This window comes from Pseudoalteromonas sp. OF5H-5, assembly GCF_021530695.1.
Classification (GTDB): domain Bacteria; phylum Pseudomonadota; class Gammaproteobacteria; order Enterobacterales; family Alteromonadaceae; genus Pseudoalteromonas.
This window is the reverse complement of sequence record NZ_JAKGBF010000002.1, coordinates 192828-210945: the sequence shown is the minus strand read 5'-3', so window position 1 is coordinate 210945 and position 18118 is coordinate 192828. Positions and strand designations below refer to the sequence as shown.

Here is an 18118-nt window from a genome sequence, read left to right as displayed (position 1 = left end):
GCTCATCTATACTGAGACAAATAAAGTGGCACAATGATGAGCCCAATATGAGTTTATATATGCGCATTTATAATTTTTTAGAAGAGACGTTTTTCTTTACCCTAACACGCAAAATCGTTGGCAATTTAGGTTTTTTACTTCTCTTTCAAGCAATTAGTTTATTTTGGCTGTATTCGGAGCTATCCCAATCTGGCGCGAATATGGGGCTGTTTTGGCTGATCACTATTGTGATTATTGCTGCGTTTGCATTTACCGTCTTTTATATGCGCTTTTTAATCGTGCGGCCTGTACAAGCGATGAAAGAGTCACTGGAACGTGTTAACCGCCAAGACGGTAACCTAGATGCAAAGCTGCCACAATTCACTTATGACGAATTTAGAGATTTAAGCGAGCAGTACAACGCCTTTACCACCCACCTTAGTGTCCTTTTGGAAAAAACATATGAAAGTGCTGCTGCGGCAACACAAAGCAACCGCGATATCACCAATTCCATGCAAAGTACCGCAAAGTATGGACAGCAGCAGCTGAGCCAAGGTGACACAATTATTGCAGCTTCCGATCAGGTCAGCCACAGTTTACAAAGTATTGTGCACAATACCGATCAGGTTTATCAGGCCAATACCGAAAGCTTGCATTTTGTTCGCGGTTCATCACAGTCGTTAACTAAGCTTGTCGCTGAAGTAAAACAAATCACCACGCTACTAGGTAACTTTTCATCGACGGTTTCAGGCCTAAAAGAAAATAGTGAGAATATTCGCAACATTCTAAAAATGGTTGAAGAGTTTTCCGACCAAACCAACTTGCTTGCGCTCAATGCGGCAATTGAAGCAGCTCGAGCAGGTGAAGCCGGACGTGGCTTTGCAGTGGTTGCCGATGAAGTTCGTGCGCTGTCGGTCAAGGTCAATGCGGCCACCCGCCAGATCAGCGATTTTATCAATCAAATGAACGTGCTTGTCGGTGAAACCAATCAAGAATCAGAACAATTGATTTCTCATTCAAGCTCAGCAGAGAAAGCCATCAGTGATACCTCTCAAGGCTTTATTTCGATGAGTGATGACTTTGAACGCAATCAAGCACAATTAGAAGAAATCGTTAGTGCGGTACACCAACTTGAAGAAACACAAAAACATACCCACCAAGCAGTGCAACAAATTGTCGAACTGGGTCAGCAGTCTAAATCACAAATTGATGGCGCGTTAGCTGAATGCCAAAGTGCCCAAAAGCTCACAGAAACCACTCAAAAAGAGCTTACTCGTTTTGTTTCGCGGCGCTAAGCTCGCGAAACATCAAATGTGAGCACTTCGCTTATGCTAGCTTTGTTTAGCGCCAGCATGACTAGCCTATCTACTCCCAGTGCAACGCCAGCACAATCAGGGATGCCTGCGTCAAGTGCAGCCAATAACCGCTCATCGGCCGGCACAGGATGCAATCCCATCTCAGCTCTGAGTTGGTTATCTTGCTCAAAACGCGCTCTTTGCTCTACCGCATCCGTCAATTCATTAAATCCGTTAGCCAGTTCCATGTTGCGATAATAGAGCTCAAAACGCCCTGCAACGCGATTGTCTTTCGGGTTAAGTTTTGCCAGCGCCGCTTGCGATGCCGGAAAGTGATAAACAAAACAAGGTTTCTGCTGACCTATTTTAGGCTCAATTTCCATGCAAAATAGCAATTGCAGTAAAGTATCTGGATTATTCTCGATAGCTGCAATATCACCATAACCATATTTGTTGGCGTGCGCTTTTAATTCCGTCAGCGACACGCTTAAAGGGTCAAATCCAAGGTATGTCTCAAAGGCTTGTTGGTAAGTCATCGAATCACTAGCAGGACAGTCCAATAACATCTGCATCAACTCATCGATTTCCGCCATTAAGTCAAATTCGTCAAAGCCCGGACGATACCACTCTAACATCGTAAATTCTGGATTGTGATGACGTCCTGACTCTTCATTACGAAAAGCCTTACATAATTGAAAAATCGCACCACTGCCGGCGGCTAGTAGCCTTTTCATCGCGTACTCAGGTGACGTTTGTAAAAATAAAGGCAAACCTTGGCTGTGATTTGGGCCAACAAATCGAGTATGGAAAGTATCTAAGTGAGGATCGGTCACTGAGGCTTGAGAAAGGCTCGGCGTGTCGACTTCCATCACGTCACGAGCCGCAAAAAAGTGCCGTATCTTCGCTAAAATTGCAGCCCTTTGCCTAAGCGTGTCTATCGTTGCACTCGGCTGCCAATTGTTCACCGTCATTGTTTACTCCAAAAAAATCCCAGCAACATGCTGGGATTTATAAAACATCGTAAATTGCTTTACGCTATTATTTTACGCGGCTTACGTATTCGCCACTACGCGTATCAACTTTGATCACTTCACCAATTTGAACGAACAAAGGAACACGAACAACAGCACCTGTGCTTAGGGTTGCAGGCTTACCACCAGTACCCGCAGTGTCGCCTTTCAGGCCTGGATCGGTTTCAGTGATCTCAAGTTCAACAAAGTTAGGTGGTGTTACTGCGATTGGGTTACCATTCCACAGTGTGATAGTACAAACGTCATTTTCAACCAACCATTTTACGCTATCACCCACTGCTTTTTCATCAGCTGCGATCTGCTCAAATGTTTCGTTGTTCATGAAATGCCAGAACTCACCGTCAGTGTATAAATACGCTAGATCAGTATCCATTACGTCTGCGCCTTCCACTGAGTCGCCAGACTTAAAGGTTTTCTCTAGTACTTTACCTGAGATAAGCTTACGGATTTTAACGCGGTTAAACGCTTGTCCTTTACCAGGCTTGACCATTTCATTTTCTAAGATAGAACAAGGCTCGCCGTCCATCATAATTTTTAGGCCGCCCTTGAACTCGTTGGTGCTATAATTCGCCATCGTATCCTCTAATCTACGTATATTCGAGTAATTAACCTGCTAATGATACAAATAAATGAAGTAAATTTGCAGACTAACTGGCAAAAAGAATTAGCAAATGTTGTCACTGACCCACAAGAGCTACTCAACATCTTGGGGTTGCATGACCAATTTGATGCACGAGACTTTGCAGCTAAGCGCTTGTTTCCTATGCGAGTACCTCGCCCATTTATCGCTAAAATGCGCCACGGAGATCGTCATGATCCCTTGCTATTACAAGTGTTACCTGTACATCAGGAATATTTAACTGAAGCGGGATTTAGTAAAGATCCACTCGAAGAACAAGACGCACCTGTACCTGGTTTGTTACATAAGTACCGTTCTAGGGTATTACTCATGCTCAAAACCGGTTGTGCGGTCAACTGCCGCTACTGTTTTCGACGCCACTTCCCCTATCAGGATAATCAGGTCAACAAACGCACCTTAGAGCCTGTATTTGATTATTTGCGCGCCCATCATGAAATCAATGAGGTGATCTTAAGTGGCGGTGATCCGCTGATGGCCAAAGATGACATGATAGCTTGGGTGCTAAAACAATTAGAGGCTATGCCACAAATCAAACGTTTACGTATTCACAGCCGCTTACCGGTAGTGATCCCAGCGAGAGTAACCGAGGAATTGTGCCAACGTTTAGCAAACAGTCATTTAAAGGTGATTTTGGTAAATCACATTAATCATGCAAATGAAATCGATGATACTTTTAAAGCGGCAATGCAAAAACTTAAACAAGCCAATGTGACCTTGCTAAACCAAGCAGTGCTACTTAAAGGAATTAATAACGATGTTGCGGCTCAGGCCCAATTGAGTGAAGCCCTATTCGATGCAGATATACTGCCTTATTATTTGCATTTACTCGATAAGGTAGAAGGCGCTAGTCATTTTGATGTAGAAGAGCGTGAAGCCAAGGCGATAATGGCTGAACTTTTAGAAGTGCTACCAGGATTCTTGGTGCCTAAATTGGTGCGAGAAATTGGTGGTCAGCCAAGTAAAACGCTGATCGACTTAAATTTACTAGACTAAAATAACAAAAAATCGGTGCTAATGACCCTAGCACCGATTGCTTTGCACATATCTATCGGACATGCCGAAGACAACGTGCCATCAGACATAAGCTTACGCGTATGTATTGATGTTGTTGCCTAACGTTGCTGTCACTGATTTCGCTGGCGTTTGTGCTGCTGCACTGCTGCCCGCAGATTCAATTAAAGCAAGTGCGGCTTGTCCATCTGCTTGCTGTTGCTTCTTTGCCAATGCAGCGCTGTACACTTCACCACTTTGGCTCGCTCCAGACATAGCAGGTAGGTTACTTCCGGAAATATTCATAAGTGATTACCTGACTTTTTGATGGATCAAATTGGTTATCGGCGTATAAATTTAAACCTTTAGGATAAATTACGAGATAAGTTTCCAATTCCTTTGTACTACTTATAAAAGGGTAGATTTACACCTGACATTTGTAAATGAAACCCTTAAAATAAGCCCTTTTAGTAGGGCGATTAGGACTGACCATGCAAGCCGTTATCGAAAAACTCAATGAAAATCTCAAGATCATATACCGCCAAGCACTAGATGCGGATAAAAAACTCGATGAATTGCAGCAGCAAGGTCACGGTAAGTTTAAAGCACTATTTACAGAAGAAGCGGGGTTTACGTTTGAAGCCAAGCGCTTTAAACCTTATGTTTTGGATGTTGCAGCCGACGTTGAAGGTCTATCGACGACTGAAGAGATTGACGAGCAAAAACTTGCACTTGTTGTGAAAAAGCTACAGAGCCTATTACAACTGCTCGCTACCTTTAAATAATTTATCAATTCAGGTTCTGTTGTTTGGGGCCTCTGTAATGTACAAGGAATGAAATCATGTTTACATACCCGACTTGGGTTGGCTTTGATTTAGACGGTACTTTAGTAAGTACCGCTGAAGATATCGCCTACGCTTTAAACACGACATTAAACCATTACTATTTGCCGGATATTGAACTTGCCCTTGTTAAAACTTGGATTGGCAATGGTACAACTAAGCTGACTGAACGTGCGTTAGACTTCCATAACAATACCAATATTGACAGAGCCGAAGCGACTCGTTTACTTGAAACCATTTACGATGACTGTGTTACACGCTCATCCAGTTTATTCTCTAATGCAAAAGCTACACTGCAGAGTTTACATCAGCAAAGAATTAAACTCGCTTTAGTCACCAACAAGAATACTTCACATACTCATAAGTTATTAGAGCACTTAGAAATTAAAGCTATGTTTGACACAATTGTGTGTGCTGACACTTTGAAAAAGAAAAAGCCAGATCCACTGCCTTTATACACCTCTGTAAATAATATGAATTGCGAAGTACAAGATGGGTTTTATGTCGGTGACTCCATCAACGATGTGACAACTGCACGAAATGCAGGTTGTAAAGTTGTTACCGTTGACTATGGCTATAATCATGGCAATCCAATTTCACAAAGTGAGCCTGACGCCATTATCAGTGATTTATCGGAAGTATTAGCACTATTCAATTAGTAATCTTAGATAAAAAAGCTCACATCCATGTGAGCTATGAGAAAGTAAATACATTACTATAGAATATGAACCCGTTTTAGATGACGATTTAAGCCGCTTCCTTCAAAGCGACTGCGTCCATGTAATAAAGCTAGATTATCCACAAACACAAACTCGCCTTTCCTCCAACTATGTTTATAAAAGTAGTTCGACGAGTAAAGTAACGAGTTCATTTCTTTCAAAAAGACGTCACTTTGATAAGTATCAAAACCTATCACCTGTGCCTCAACTGGATTCACTGCCATATTATCTTTATTGAAAGGTTCAATATAACGCATGCGAGGCTTGCCTGTCTTAGGGTGACGGCTTATTAAAGGAACTTCAATCACCCCTCCATAGTGGGCTTTCTTTTCCGTTTCATAACGGATCCGAATTTGCTTCCATTGCTCAATGGTATCGTTCGGTAGACTTTCTAGTAACCGTGTTGTATTCAAAAATGTAGTCTCTCCACCACCGGAGCTGGAACTACTCTGCAAGCATTGAAAGAAGTTAAACCTTGGCTCTTCTGAGGCGAATGCTCCGTCCCAGTGCAGCTCTACCTTACCCTCACTGAAAATATGATTTTGCGGTTGCTCTTGTATTTTTAAATCAAGTACATAACCGAAGTCCCACTGTAAAAGCGGACCGATCTCTTTAGCTACTAACTCCATATCAGTATCATTGAGGGGCTCAAATCCTTTGAGCACAACCAGTCCTTGAGAAAATATTTCATCGATCAATGACGCAATATTAAGACGCTCAACTCGTTGACAAGCCATAGAAGTTGCATCAATGACAACTCCAACGCTATCCAAGGCTTTAATTGTATCCATCACTCCGCTCCTCGATGAATACGCTCAAAATGGCTTGCACGGCCTTCGTTAAACACCAATACACAACCTAACTTCTCAGCTTGTTCACGCGGCATGAGTTGATAACTTGTATTATCTTTCACCAATACTGAATGCCATGGCGTTGTCCAGACATCAGTTTGTGAAACTAAAGAAATACCAATTTTTTCAGACACTAAGTATTGAGGGTGAATTGATAGGCGTAACGCTTCAGGTAAGTGATCTTTCAACAATCGACTCCATGCATTACTCCTTTGGATCACTCGGTAGGCAGCTGTTTTAGCAACTTTTTGCAACGCTGTGCGGCTATAATCCGAAAACTTTTCAATGCCAGAGAAATCCTCCAACATAAAGCGTGTTATGCCTTTATACATCGTGGACGCTTCTTTTTCATTTTTCACTCGTTGACGTAAGTCTGACAAGCTCTCTCCGTAGCGGATCATCAGCTCTTCACGAAGTACAGTAAAGTCATCAACTTTGTCAAATACATCTTCTAAATTAAAGAATTCAAAATAGTTAGGGTAATGACGAGCCGCGTATTGGCGTAGCGTATTTACATACTGACTGACATGTGAATCCGTGACATGAATGATATCGGCAAAAACACGACCATCAGAACAAATTGTTACTTTTGCACCTGGTTCATAAATAGATTCAATCTGTTTACAGAGATTGACTAAGCGTTCAAATGCATAGAACTCCCCTTTATCAGGCAAGAAACCCAGTGTTTTCGTTCTATTTGGTGACTTTGCAGGGAAAGCTGGCAATACCATATTAATAGGTTCGTTATTTGCGATGAATTGCTCGACTCTCTCCACATGCCCCGCGATCTGCTCAGTGAATGGTGCGTTATCTTCTATAGGTAACAAACGGCGTTGCTCAAAAATTAGTGAAATAATATCTTCTGCTAACGACTGTATTTGACAATCCTGGATGCGGTGTTTAATAGCTAAATTTTCCATTTTCTTTGCCTAATTATTATATGTGAAAAAGCTGCATAGCATGGGTAAGTGATAATTTATCTTCGATAGCAGCTTGAACTACCATCGGCATTTTTTCTTCGTCAAAGTCGACCTTTTGAATTTCACATAAGCTACGTAAAAACCCCTGATAGGTGACTTCCAAAAGTGCATGATCTAACTCTGCAATCGCCGCATCGTCTAACATTGCACCTCTTGTATGTGCGTGTTTCATACGTTGTCGCGTGAGTTCAATATCGAAAAAGTGTCCACGATTGTAGCGGTATTCATACCCTTTGATTAATTGAATAAACTCATCTTTTAATACGTGAATGCGTGCAATCGCAGCATTTTCTATCATCGCGATAGCTTTTTGATTAACTTCGTCTTGACTCATTCCATGCTGGCTTGGGCAATAACCATAACGACGAGACATAGAGGACGGTAAAATAAAACCAAACCAATGCATTAGTAATGCTTCAAAATGCGTTTTATGTACTTCATAACTACCATGGTAGTTACCTGTAATGTGCAACATAAAACTCTCATACCAAGAAAGAAGGTACGCATTGAATGCCTTTGTTTTACCAGCAAACACTTCTGCATCTTCGGCGATATCCGCCTCAATAAGCTCGCCAATCATGCGGTTAGCATCGGTTAGGTAAGCAGAACCTGGTGATAACAAGGGATCTAAAAAGGCTGATGACATTCCAGTTAAGAACCAGCGTTCTGTAGAAAAGGATTGCTTTGCCTTTCTAGATAGTCGCTTCATCGAGGTGTAATCTAATAATTCAGCGTGCTGTCCTAGAATTTCATTGAGTGCTTGATGGGAGCGTAAAAACTGCTCAAATTCTTCAGCTGAACGAATATTTAAATTCACTTCATTATTTTTAGCAGTAATCCCTATGCTAAAGGTGTCTTGATTCAATGGAATTAACCAAATCCAATATCCTTTATACATAAAGTGATTGGTAGCCAGTGCTCTACTCGTAAAGTTCGATCGAGCACGCCACTCATCACTTCCAAGGTGATCAATCAGCTCAATATGCTTAAACCTTCCCCAGTATGAACTCACAGGGTGGCGATCATTTTGTGATTCAATTAATCCAAGCTGTTTACCCAACGGTGAATTAAAGCCAGATGCATCAACTAAATAACGACAAGTATAAGTGCTACCACTGCTGGTAACGACAGTGTGTCCTTGCTGCGCATCGAGACTAATTTCATTAACTGTAGTGCCCATTACAACATCGACACCTAGTTCACGATTGAACTGCACCATATCGTTATCAAACTTTTCGCGGTCAATTTGATGCGCAGGGATGCCATGATACCAACTACGCCCAAGCTCACTCAGTTCTTCCACACTTAAATCGCGGTTATCACTATCAAAGTAAAAACGCAGCCCATGTTTGTATAGGTGGTTTGTTTCAAGATAAAAACCAAGCTTTAAATCGTTTGCCATGTAGTCCCAAAAAGACTCCAGTGTCGACTCTCCAACCCAACTATTAAACGCCTGCTTTCTCTCTATAACCGTAATTTTCATATCTGGATGAGCCAATTTTAGTTGTCTTGCCAAGCAAGCCCCCGCCATTGAACCACCAATAATCAATACATCTGCGTATTGGCTTACCATAATTTCTCCTTAAAGGTAGTAAGTCAGCCTAAGTTCTATAAAATCATCATCTTTAAACCCGTAGGTCGCATCACGCTGGGTTTGCTCTAAAAACAAGTTTGCTTCAAGCGCTAGACTCAAGTGACTGGAGAGCCTAGTCGAAAATTCGGTTTTAATGGTGTGAGCCCCAGTATCGTTATCGATTAAGACCCCAGTAATCATGCTCGTATCATCAACATCATTCCACGCGAGTCGCATGCCAATAAATGTCGCATCTTGATAGAGACGATTTAGATTCACCTGTTCTTCGGTATCTCTATGTAACTCCATGAGTAAACTGAGATCTTTGTTGGAATTGGCGATGCCGTAAAAGTAGTATTCGGCACCGACTACATAAGCCCAGCTTTTCCCTCCCATTTGGTGATGGCGATGTACCGCTTCAACCTTCCCAAGCAGGTACTCAGACGTCCACTGTAAGTCCAATGCTGTTTGTTGAAGGCGCCGATAAATGGCATCGAACTCTTGATTATCATTAGGGCGTATAACGGGCTCCCTGTCGATGCCGTCGAAGTAGTAGGTTCCGACATCCCAATCACCAAGTACACCGCGATAACCTAATAAGTAGCTACCTCTATAATTAGCATCTCGACCTACAAATTGCTCATCGGTCACAGCTAGTGGCAACGACAAGCGGTCATCAGGAAGGCCGAAATCACGCTCACGAAAATAAGGTAAAGACATGGCAAACCAATGACCATTATCAGTAAAATGCTGATAATGGAGTAGTAATTCTCCAAGCTTAGCCTCGTTATCTAAATTTCGTGTCGGCTGCTTTTGATTGACGATATCAACCAAATGACGAGACTCTGCAACTCCCCAAAAAACAGTATTTACACCAACATTCAACTGTCCTTGAGAGAAAGAACGAGTGATATATGCTTCTTGAATGTCGAATGCCCTTACCCCCTCATTTTTCGCTGCACTCAATACAGGTTTAAGCCCTCCGCTTAAGCCTGTCTTTGGGTTTTCAAAATCCAGCTCCCACATCAATTTAGCATCGAACTCTCGGTCAAGTTGTGAGGCTCTCATCGGAGAGCCATTATACTGCCGAGTGCTAAGGTCAATGCTGGTACTACTTTGCCATTCCATCTCAGCTTTCGCATACGGAATGCAAGATAGCACAACAGCAAGCATCGCCTTGAGTCGCATACCACCCCCTATTTCAACGACGATTTAATAAAGTCGCGAGCACTCAAGGAAATATCAAATTGGTAGTCTGAAAACTCTAATATCGTCTTTTTGCCCGACTGGTGATTTTCCATTGTCATGGTAAGCGGACGCCAGTACGCCTGTTGATATAACTTGTAGTTATCTAGGCTCAATGTTTTTAAATGACTGCCTTTTCTATCGTAGAAGTCTATTTTTCTAACTTGATAATCCTTGGTATCTATTAATGCACGTTGTTTGGTATATCCCGAGTTTTCATATTTTGGAAACCGATCTATCACCGCACATGTCAGCTCACCACACGCCTCTTCCGCTACATATTCATAGCTATACTTATTGAGTTCTTGAGCCGTAAAATCTTCAAACGCAAACTCGCTGCCAACAAATGGTCCCGATTTGTTTGCAGAAGAGATCCGTTTAACACGCTTAAGCGCTGGGAGATATAACCACTGATCATCAGCATCTATAATTTGCGCATGTGAAAGCAGCTTGGTTTCTTTTACATCTGCAGGAGAGTTAAAAATGATAAGGCTTTTGTCACCCTTGTCTTCGTCTGCCACTTCCATGGTTTTCATGGTCAATAAACGTTCGGTTTCTTGGCCTTTCTTGTCTATCAAACGCATTTTTAAATCAACCGCACTGACTTCAAAACCTCGATCTGAACGATCTGCTTTAGCTGCTATGTTGTAGCCTAGATTGTCTTGCGTTGCGTTGCTGGCAAAAGGTATAACCAGCAATCCGATTGCTAAATGCGATAAAAACTTAGACGTTGTAGATTTCATTTTTCGTTCCTTCTTGAATAGGCGCTTTGCTCGCTTGCTTTGATCTTTTAGCCAGTAACATAAGCAGCGCGGGTAAGAATAAAAAGTCCACGATGAGTGCCATGACAATGGCAAGTGCAGTTAGCAGCCCCATCTGCGCATTGATCATAAAGGTTGAATAGGCCAACACTGCGAAGCCGCCAGCCAGAATAAATGTGGTCAGTAAAATAGCTTCACCGACGGTTTCAAAGGCATACTTCACCGCACCTGCGGGGTCCAATCCCTGCTCTCGCCTCGCCCGTAAATACTTGGATAGGAAATGCACGGTATTATCAACAATGATCCCTAAAGAAGTTGAAGTTACCGTAGCCGCCGCCACACCAACTTGACCGACCAATATAGCCCAAATACCAAAAGTGAATAGCATCGGAATTGTGTTGGGTAGAATACTTGCGATCCCATATTTAATACTTCTCAGCGTCATCACCATAATCAAGGTGATCACGATAACGGCAATTAAATTACCGCTGAGCATGCTTTCTGCGTTACGCTGGAAAATATGTGAGAACATTACGGTCGCACCAGTTGCTTTAGCATGCATAGCATCTGGTGTATGGTCGACTAACCAAGCCTCAGTGCGAGCGATAAAAGATTGGATCTGGCCAGTTGAGAGGTTATCTAGAGTCAAGCTTACTCGAGTTGCCGATTTATCCATACTGATCCTGTCCGTCAGGTCTAACCCAAATGGCAAGGACATTTCATAAAGCAGGAGATACTGCGCTGCTAACTCTCTATCTGCAGGTAAACGATACATACCGGTATCATCTTGATGCATATTTTTGTTGAGACGCTTAACAATATCCGTGTAACTATAGACATGAACCACCTCTGGTTGCATTCTCAGCCACTGTGTAAATTGATTCAGATTGGTAAGATATTCAGGTTCACTGATCCCGCCTACTTTGCCACTTTCAACATCAAACTCAACCACATAAATACCAGTAAGGTTTTCCATGGTAAAATCGGTATCACGGCGAAACTCCACTCGATGATCGAAGTACTTCACAAACTCATCATTGAGATCAATATTGGGGACCACGTAGGCACTAGCCGCAATCGCAACAACAGTAAATAGCAAAATAGCTCGATACTTCTGCGCTACAGCACCACCAAAACGACCTAGGTAATGAGATAACATGCTTGTACGAGTTGCATAGCTCTTTTTGTCTGGCAAAATGGCGATCAGGCTGGGTAGTAAAATTAGAGATAATACCCAAGCAGCAGCAATACCAAATGCTGTAATGTTGCCCAAATCTGCAAATGGAGGGGCATCCGACATGTTAAGAGTTAAAAAGCCTACAATTGTAGTCAAGCTAGTTATAGATACGGGAACGAAGTTAATTCGTAAACTTTCCACTATCGCGTGATTTTTTTCGTGTCCTGCTTTTCTTGCAGCATAGTAAGACAACAAAACGTGTATGCTGTCAGCTATCGCTAGCGTTAGAATAATAGTTGGTGCGGTTATCGAAATAGGAGTTAATTGAATACCAGCGTAGCCACTGACCCCCATAGCCACAACACTTGAGAAAATCACCACAGATACAGCTGCAATAGTTCCTGGAAAACTGCGTAATCCACAGTACATTACAATGATCAAAACCAAATACATGATAGGCGTAAGGGTTTCGGCATCTTGCTGCCCTGACTCACTAAACGCATTGTTTAGCATCGAAATTCCAGAAAGCGCAAACACTAAATCAGGATTCTCTTGCTGTGCTTTTGCAACTATTTCGCGAACATGTTTTACCGCTGTCGGTACTTCAGTCAGTGATTCACCTGGGTACTGAACGGTAATATTGATACCTGTCGTCTTACCATTATTTGCGATCAAGCGCTGTTTTAATAAGGGTTCTTGTTGTGCAATTTCCGCTTTTTGTAAAATGTCTTCTTCACTTAATGACTGGACGTTTTTCATCAAGTCCGCAACTATCAGCTCATCTCCCTCCGCGTAACTATGCTGAAAGTTAGTCACAGAGTCGACTCGACTAGCATAGGGTGTTTGCCACGCAGCCTCTGTCAGCTGTTCAACCACCATTGCGTGCTGTTTGGATAAACCGTTACCCGCCTTTTGATGTACAACAATAAGAATATTATCGTTCTTGGTGTACTTATCCTGAAAAGCTTCAAAAGCCAGTAGTTCGGGGTTTGAAGCACTAAAAAATGCCCGATAATCATTAGAAAATGTTAACCCTTTTGCCCCAATACCAATTGCAATACAAGACATGATACTGAAGAGTAAACACAAGTATTTATATCTAGTGACAAACTCACCGAGTCGCTTAGCAACTCCTTCTAGCGATGATCCCATTGTCTCTCCTTAAATAACAGAACAATCATTCTGATATAAAATAAAAAAATAGCTAAAAGCTTTTCTTCACGATCACTTCTAGCAATTAAGCAAACGCTTTGGGTAATCTTTACTGATCACTCAATTCAAATCTTTATCACGACGTATTATCTTTCGTTACTTCTGCGCCATCATGTCAAAAATCGTAGTTAAGTAATGTCTCAGAGTTTCACGATGGAAATCTCCTTTTGCCATCACGGCTACACCTTGAAGCACGCCAAGTAAACAAAAGCTCAAGCTGTTTGCATCAATCTCTTTGCGAATCTCACCTTGCGCTTGCGCTTTTTCAATGAAATCTCGAAACTGCGCACTCAGCGCACTGTAGACCTGTTGCACCGCTGAATTCATATCAGAGTCGGATTCACCCACTTCTGTGGCCGTATTACAAATCAAGCAGCCATTAGCACCATGCTCTGCAATGTTTTGACTATACAAGTTAAAAAATGCAGTTAAGTCTGCCAAGCTGCCATCGCTTGCACTTAAACGCTTAAGCCCAGGCCCAATTTTACGCAGAGAATACTCCTGCAAACAGCGTTGAAACAATTCCTTTTTATTACCAAATTCTTGGTAAAACCCGTACCGACTGACACCAGTACAAGTGACTAACTGTTCCATGGAAGTATTCCTATATCCTTGCTTCCAAAACAGGATTGTCGCTTGTTCCAATGCTTTATCGACATTAAACTCTCGCGTTCTTCCCATAGGCTCCTCAAAAAACAGAATATACATTCTGAAATAAAAAAGTCAACAAAATCACAACAAAATAATAAAACCGTAACAATTGGATTGTTATGACTTTAGTTCAGCTTAGGTGCTTATAAAAGCATCCAACCTAAGTACGAAATAAGTAGTGAGTTACGATTAGAACTATTCACAACTCCAAGAAACAGTAACATGTATTTGAGGTAGGCAAAATATTTTGAGGTATAAAACTAAAAATTACTACAATAGAGTACGAGTAGTAGCAACTCATTTAACTTACTAATATTCAGCTAAAAGAAGATGAGAACACCCAGTCTCGGCGCTCTCATCAAGATCACCATAGCTGTTGATCAACTCAACTAGCTTTCTTCATTAAGTCATCTTCAAACCAGTCAGTTAAAAGACGCTTTTCGTAATAAAAGGATTCGTCCATTCCCCTTTTTATTCTATCCATGAATGACATATCTTTTAACGTCACACCATTTTCCTCTGCGATGGTTTTACCAGACTTATCAGTTAACTTATAACTAATTTCAAAACGGGGGAAATGGATTGGTTTAATCACCCGAATATCAGTAGTACCATAATGAACATCACCTGCAAGATCTATATCATCAAAAGTAATCGCAAGCTTGTAACCCTCGGGTAAGTTGGTCGCTAATTCTTCTAGGTGTTTCTGTAGTTGCTTCTCAACCCGTTGATGAAACGAACCTCGCGTTTCATTACCTGGCCTAACATCGCGATACTCTTTAAAGTCCTTCCAAGTCACAGCGACTTCACCTGCATTGACAAACAAGGGAGTCATAAATAAAGCAAGTATTGCAATTTGTGTTTTCATCTTTGGATCTCCTTCAAACTCTACCATCACCTTACTCCTTCATTATGCGAAGTAAAGCAAGATCACACCCTTTTACGCAGTGTGACATTTGGCTACATTTACATCAATATAATAGTAAGACCGAAGTTATTGGTAAATGTTCTCAAACAGGTATAAACACCATGAAATGAACGATAACTTTCATTTTTCATCTGCGCTACACCCTCTACCTGCTCAGTGAATAGATCGGTAATATTTATTCTGTCGTCAGCGGTTAATCGCATAAAGTGTAGTCAATGGTTGCTAATGCCCCCTTAATATCTATCACTTCAGTCCTAAAAGTGTCGCGTAAATTTCCTATGTAACCACATTATCGATCTTAGATCAGACCTTATGACAGCCGCGACATTCAGAATTTAGGTACACCACAAGCTACGTCTTGAGGTATGTTTGCATGGTAAAGTTGGAGACATAGCCGCAGAACACGATGGTGAACGCGACATGTTGCCGAGTGATTTTTTTTGCAGTAGTAAGGGAGTTACTAAGCTGAGCAACCAGCCTTCAGTTTTGATGATTTTTTAGGTCGGGATTTATCCTGCTATATCTCACTTGTCATTGTGAAAGAAATCACTACTTCTCGAATGTTTGTGCTGCATTAAAACCTAATCACATAAAAAACAGGTTACATTTTACCGATTTGTTTGGTTTACTGGTCTATTAAATAACCTGAGCTTCGGATAATTAATACCTTATTCAAACCTCAGGTTCACGAGTCAGATTATAATAATTAAAAGAATTTATATGAAAAAAACGATTAACATCTCCCTTGGTACTTTAGCTAGTTGCCTTTCTGTGCTTGCAACGAATTCTCATGCGCTTGGAAATGACAACAATTCAACAGACAACCTGCCAAGCACAGCTTTGCAATGGCAAGCCGTAGCAAAACAAGATATCCATTACGCCTATCAGCAATCTGCTACTAATCACCCCGGTATATTGGATAGCCACAATCCTGGCTTTGCGCAGTTACTTGAAAACGCAAAACAACAAGCGTTAGTGCTTGCTGAAAAGATCAAAGATGCCCCTGGCTATGAGGCCACAATTGCCCGTTTTAATACTGTTTTACAAGATGGTCATGCTGGCGCTGTGGCGGTTTTACCAAAGGCGGTGAAGCAACCTAGGCGCTGGCCGGGGTTCTCGGTGGTTTGGCGTGGTGATGGTTTAAAAGTGTATTACAGCGAGCATGATAAAGTGACTAAGGGCGACAAGGTCATACGCTGTAATGATACGCCTATTAAGCCTTTGATGCGTAACACGTTGTTTAAGTTTCATGGTCAAGTTGAGCAACCTGGTCATTGGTGGAATCAAGGGTGGCGATTATTAATCGACGACGGTAATCCATTTTTACCACCATTAAAAACATGCGACTTTATGCAATCGAATGGCGTGGCTTACAGTCTACAGTTACAGTGGGTAGAACGACCAGATAGCGTTAGTCAACACCTAGTAAATGCTTACAATGGCGATAAGTTGGAGGTCGGTTTACATTGGCCTGTTGAAGATATAGCCTGGATAGCAATGCCCACCTTTGCACCTAACGAAACAGAAAAATCAAATTACCAACAACTATTTGCTGACTTAGCTAGGCAACGCGAACAACTTCTCACAGCTACAGCCGTGGTATTAGACCTTCGTCATAATCAAGGTGGTTCAACGTATTGGAGTTTGAAAATCGCCGAGCAATTATGGGGGCAGCAAATCGTTAATTATCGAAAAGATAAACATGACGAAAAATCACAGGTGTGGTGGCGAGCATCAAAAGATAATACTCAGTATGTAGAGTCGTTAATAACTGTATTACGCGACCAGCCTGAGATGCATGAAATGGTGAAAGCAGTGTCTGTAGGTATGCGTGCATCTTTAGAGGCTGGAAAGCCATTTTATGTAGAGCATAAGCCACAAGCAAACAATGCTTTAAAGCAGCTAGCTGAAAGTGACTTTAAAAATAAAGCGATAGTGATCGTGCCGGGGCAATGTGGCAGCGCCTGTCTGGGTGCTGTCGATACTTTTAAGTTGTTTTCAAATACAGTGTTATTTGGCGCTCCAAGTAGCTCAGATTCAACCTATATGGATGTAAGGTTGGCTGATACCCCATCAGGCTTGAGCAAGGTCATTATTCCTAATAAAGTCTATGTAAATAGAGCCCGTGGCAATGGTGATTTTTATCAACCTGACATCCCATTTAATGAGGTAGAGTGGACAACAGAAGCCATATTAGAGGGAATCAAAAAAGTGGCCGATAAAGGGGTTAGGCGCTAGGAGTTAGGTGCTGGGAATCTGGATGTCTGCTACCAATTTGCAGTTTATGATTTAAATTGAGAAAAATAATGCAAAAAAATAAAACCTTATTTGTCATTACACATCTGCTGAAGGGCTAATGAGGATTCTTAGAAATAGGCAGCTATGGGCTACACATCCACGGTATTTGGATGATATAGGGACGTTTAATTAGATTTTTGGGAATAAAGCAAAGCTGCAAGGTGCTACAGAGAAAAGCTATGATAGCCATGATATGGAGTTAATTTTATACAGTGATAACAGCGAAATTGCTCTTCTCAATGCTCCAAAGTGCTACAAAAAGACATAAAAAACCTAACATCTGAATTAACCCCCAATGTTGGTCTCCAACTATTGGGGGTCGGTTCAAGCTAGGTGACTTTTTAATTTATCTATATTTTAGATAAGAATATGAGATTACATCTCTGGTCTATCAGTGTTACAGATTTCAATCGATAATGTATAAGTCGTAGGTCTGTCACAGTCGATTGAATTCAAGTTGCAGTTGTGTGTGACGAAACCACCACCAATTGCCGGAGTTGCCTTAACTGGCAGTGTTTTATTATCACGAGATAGGTTTTTGATGCTTTTTTTAGTTAGATGTAGTTTCATTTTCAATATTCCTGTTGAATTAGTAATTAATTATTCTGATATTTTTATTAGATTGAATACTAAAGATAATGTCACCATTGCTACAAAATACAATGTGCAGTGGATTATTCATAAGACATGACTCAATAGCATTAATTAAAGTTATCAAAATAGGAACTAGGTATCAACGGATTTTTGTACGTTTTTAATACCAACTTGCTTAATTAAGCTCTCTATTTTGAAGCGAGAAAGTCTTGTCAATAGCACAGCTACCGCATCCTGCTATCACCAAGGTAACGACATCCATACAGATAAGAAAAACTTTCTACTCAATTGTTTTAAATAATAAAATATTAAAACCAGCTGCGTCAAACTTGCTCCTTCAAATTAAGAAAGA

At 41.4% G+C, this 18118-nt stretch carries 18 protein-coding genes; 5 read left to right on the top strand and 13 right to left on the bottom strand.

The features are described 5' to 3' along the window. The first annotated feature begins 59 nt into the window (after positions 1 to 59). The gene (locus tag L1271_RS03825) at positions 60 to 1274 is read left to right on the top strand and encodes a methyl-accepting chemotaxis protein (protein ID WP_235366783.1); all 1215 of its coding nucleotides are present in this window, start codon (positions 60 to 62) and stop codon (positions 1272 to 1274) included. Here L1271_RS03825 and epmA read toward each other — a convergent pair. Continuing rightward, on the bottom strand, positions 1271 to 2245 hold the full coding sequence (gene epmA / locus L1271_RS03820; RefSeq protein ID WP_102056051.1) for an elongation factor P--(R)-beta-lysine ligase: 975 nt from the start codon (positions 2243 to 2245) through the stop codon (positions 1271 to 1273). The genes L1271_RS03825 and epmA overlap by 4 nt on opposite strands. A 67-nt stretch (positions 2246 to 2312) precedes the next feature. Beyond that, positions 2313 to 2879: an elongation factor P gene (efp, locus tag L1271_RS03815; protein ID WP_010605834.1), complete on the bottom strand. Its 567-nt coding sequence runs from the start codon at positions 2877 to 2879 to the stop codon at positions 2313 to 2315. Between the two features lie 42 nt (positions 2880 to 2921). Here efp and epmB point away from each other — a divergent pair, with 42 nt between their 5' ends. Continuing rightward, positions 2922 to 3938 carry an EF-P beta-lysylation protein EpmB gene (gene epmB / locus L1271_RS03810; RefSeq protein ID WP_235366782.1) on the top strand — a complete coding sequence of 339 codons (1017 nt, stop codon included), beginning with the start codon at positions 2922 to 2924 and terminating at the stop codon, positions 3936 to 3938. A gap of 93 nt (positions 3939 to 4031) precedes the next feature. On the opposite strand, the gene L1271_RS03805 is transcribed toward epmB, so the two are convergent. Next, the gene (locus tag L1271_RS03805; RefSeq protein ID WP_010605836.1) at positions 4032 to 4241 is read right to left on the bottom strand and encodes a hypothetical protein; all 210 of its coding nucleotides are present in this window, start codon (positions 4239 to 4241) and stop codon (positions 4032 to 4034) included. A 185-nt stretch (positions 4242 to 4426) separates the two neighbouring features. Between L1271_RS03805 and L1271_RS03800 the strand changes: the two genes are divergently transcribed. Further along, complete coding sequence (locus tag L1271_RS03800) at positions 4427 to 4720, top strand: hypothetical protein (RefSeq protein ID WP_010605837.1); 294 nt, start codon at positions 4427 to 4429, stop codon at positions 4718 to 4720. Between the two features lie 56 nt (positions 4721 to 4776). Further along, on the top strand, positions 4777 to 5436 hold the full coding sequence (gene gph, locus L1271_RS03795; RefSeq protein WP_174170460.1) for a phosphoglycolate phosphatase: 660 nt from the start codon (positions 4777 to 4779) through the stop codon (positions 5434 to 5436). 56 nt (positions 5437 to 5492) lie between these two features. Here gph and L1271_RS03790 read toward each other — a convergent pair whose 3' ends face one another. The 9 genes from L1271_RS03790 to L1271_RS03750 all read right to left on the bottom strand — a co-directional run bounded on the left by L1271_RS03790 (position 5493) and on the right by L1271_RS03750 (position 15077). Beyond that, positions 5493 to 6287 carry a TauD/TfdA family dioxygenase gene (locus tag L1271_RS03790; RefSeq protein WP_010605839.1) on the bottom strand — a complete coding sequence of 265 codons (795 nt, stop codon included), beginning with the start codon at positions 6285 to 6287 and terminating at the stop codon, positions 5493 to 5495. Further along, positions 6287 to 7267, bottom strand: coding sequence for an L-tyrosine/L-tryptophan isonitrile synthase family protein (locus L1271_RS03785; protein ID WP_010605840.1), 981 nt, complete (start codon positions 7265 to 7267; stop codon positions 6287 to 6289). The genes L1271_RS03790 and L1271_RS03785 overlap by 1 nt, the downstream gene beginning before the upstream one ends. A 16-nt stretch (positions 7268 to 7283) precedes the next feature. Further along, positions 7284 to 8900, bottom strand: coding sequence for an NAD(P)/FAD-dependent oxidoreductase (locus tag L1271_RS03780; protein ID WP_206471829.1), 1617 nt, complete (start codon positions 8898 to 8900; stop codon positions 7284 to 7286). Between the two features lie 9 nt (positions 8901 to 8909). Further along, positions 8910 to 10088 carry a hypothetical protein gene (locus tag L1271_RS03775; protein ID WP_235366781.1) on the bottom strand — a complete coding sequence of 393 codons (1179 nt, stop codon included), beginning with the start codon at positions 10086 to 10088 and terminating at the stop codon, positions 8910 to 8912. An 8-nt stretch (positions 10089 to 10096) separates the two neighbouring features. After that, the gene (locus L1271_RS03770; RefSeq protein ID WP_010605843.1) at positions 10097 to 10888 is read right to left on the bottom strand and encodes an outer membrane lipoprotein-sorting protein; all 792 of its coding nucleotides are present in this window, start codon (positions 10886 to 10888) and stop codon (positions 10097 to 10099) included. Continuing rightward, positions 10869 to 13235 (bottom strand): efflux RND transporter permease subunit, encoded by a 2367-nt coding sequence (locus L1271_RS03765; RefSeq protein ID WP_010605844.1) that lies wholly within the window; start codon positions 13233 to 13235, stop codon positions 10869 to 10871. The genes L1271_RS03770 and L1271_RS03765 overlap by 20 nt, the downstream gene beginning before the upstream one ends. A gap of 156 nt (positions 13236 to 13391) precedes the next feature. Further along, entirely contained in the window at positions 13392 to 13976 is a 585-nt protein-coding gene (locus L1271_RS03760; RefSeq protein ID WP_158299096.1) for a TetR/AcrR family transcriptional regulator, read from the bottom strand. Between the two features lie 355 nt (positions 13977 to 14331). Beyond that, entirely contained in the window at positions 14332 to 14841 is a 510-nt protein-coding gene (locus L1271_RS03755) for a DUF3016 domain-containing protein (RefSeq protein ID WP_010605846.1), read from the bottom strand. A 71-nt stretch (positions 14842 to 14912) separates the two neighbouring features. Further along, positions 14913 to 15077 (bottom strand): hypothetical protein, encoded by a 165-nt coding sequence (locus L1271_RS03750; RefSeq protein ID WP_157782795.1) that lies wholly within the window; start codon positions 15075 to 15077, stop codon positions 14913 to 14915. Positions 15078 to 15594: 517 nt separating this feature from the next. On the opposite strand from L1271_RS03750, the gene L1271_RS03745 reads away from it, so the two are divergent. After that, positions 15595 to 17112 carry a S41 family peptidase gene (locus tag L1271_RS03745; protein WP_010605847.1) on the top strand — a complete coding sequence of 506 codons (1518 nt, stop codon included), beginning with the start codon at positions 15595 to 15597 and terminating at the stop codon, positions 17110 to 17112. A 435-nt stretch (positions 17113 to 17547) separates the two neighbouring features. Here L1271_RS03745 and L1271_RS03740 read toward each other — a convergent pair whose 3' ends face one another. Beyond that, positions 17548 to 17742, bottom strand: coding sequence for a hypothetical protein (locus L1271_RS03740; protein ID WP_010605848.1), 195 nt, complete (start codon positions 17740 to 17742; stop codon positions 17548 to 17550). Positions 17743 to 18118 lie beyond the last annotated feature (376 nt).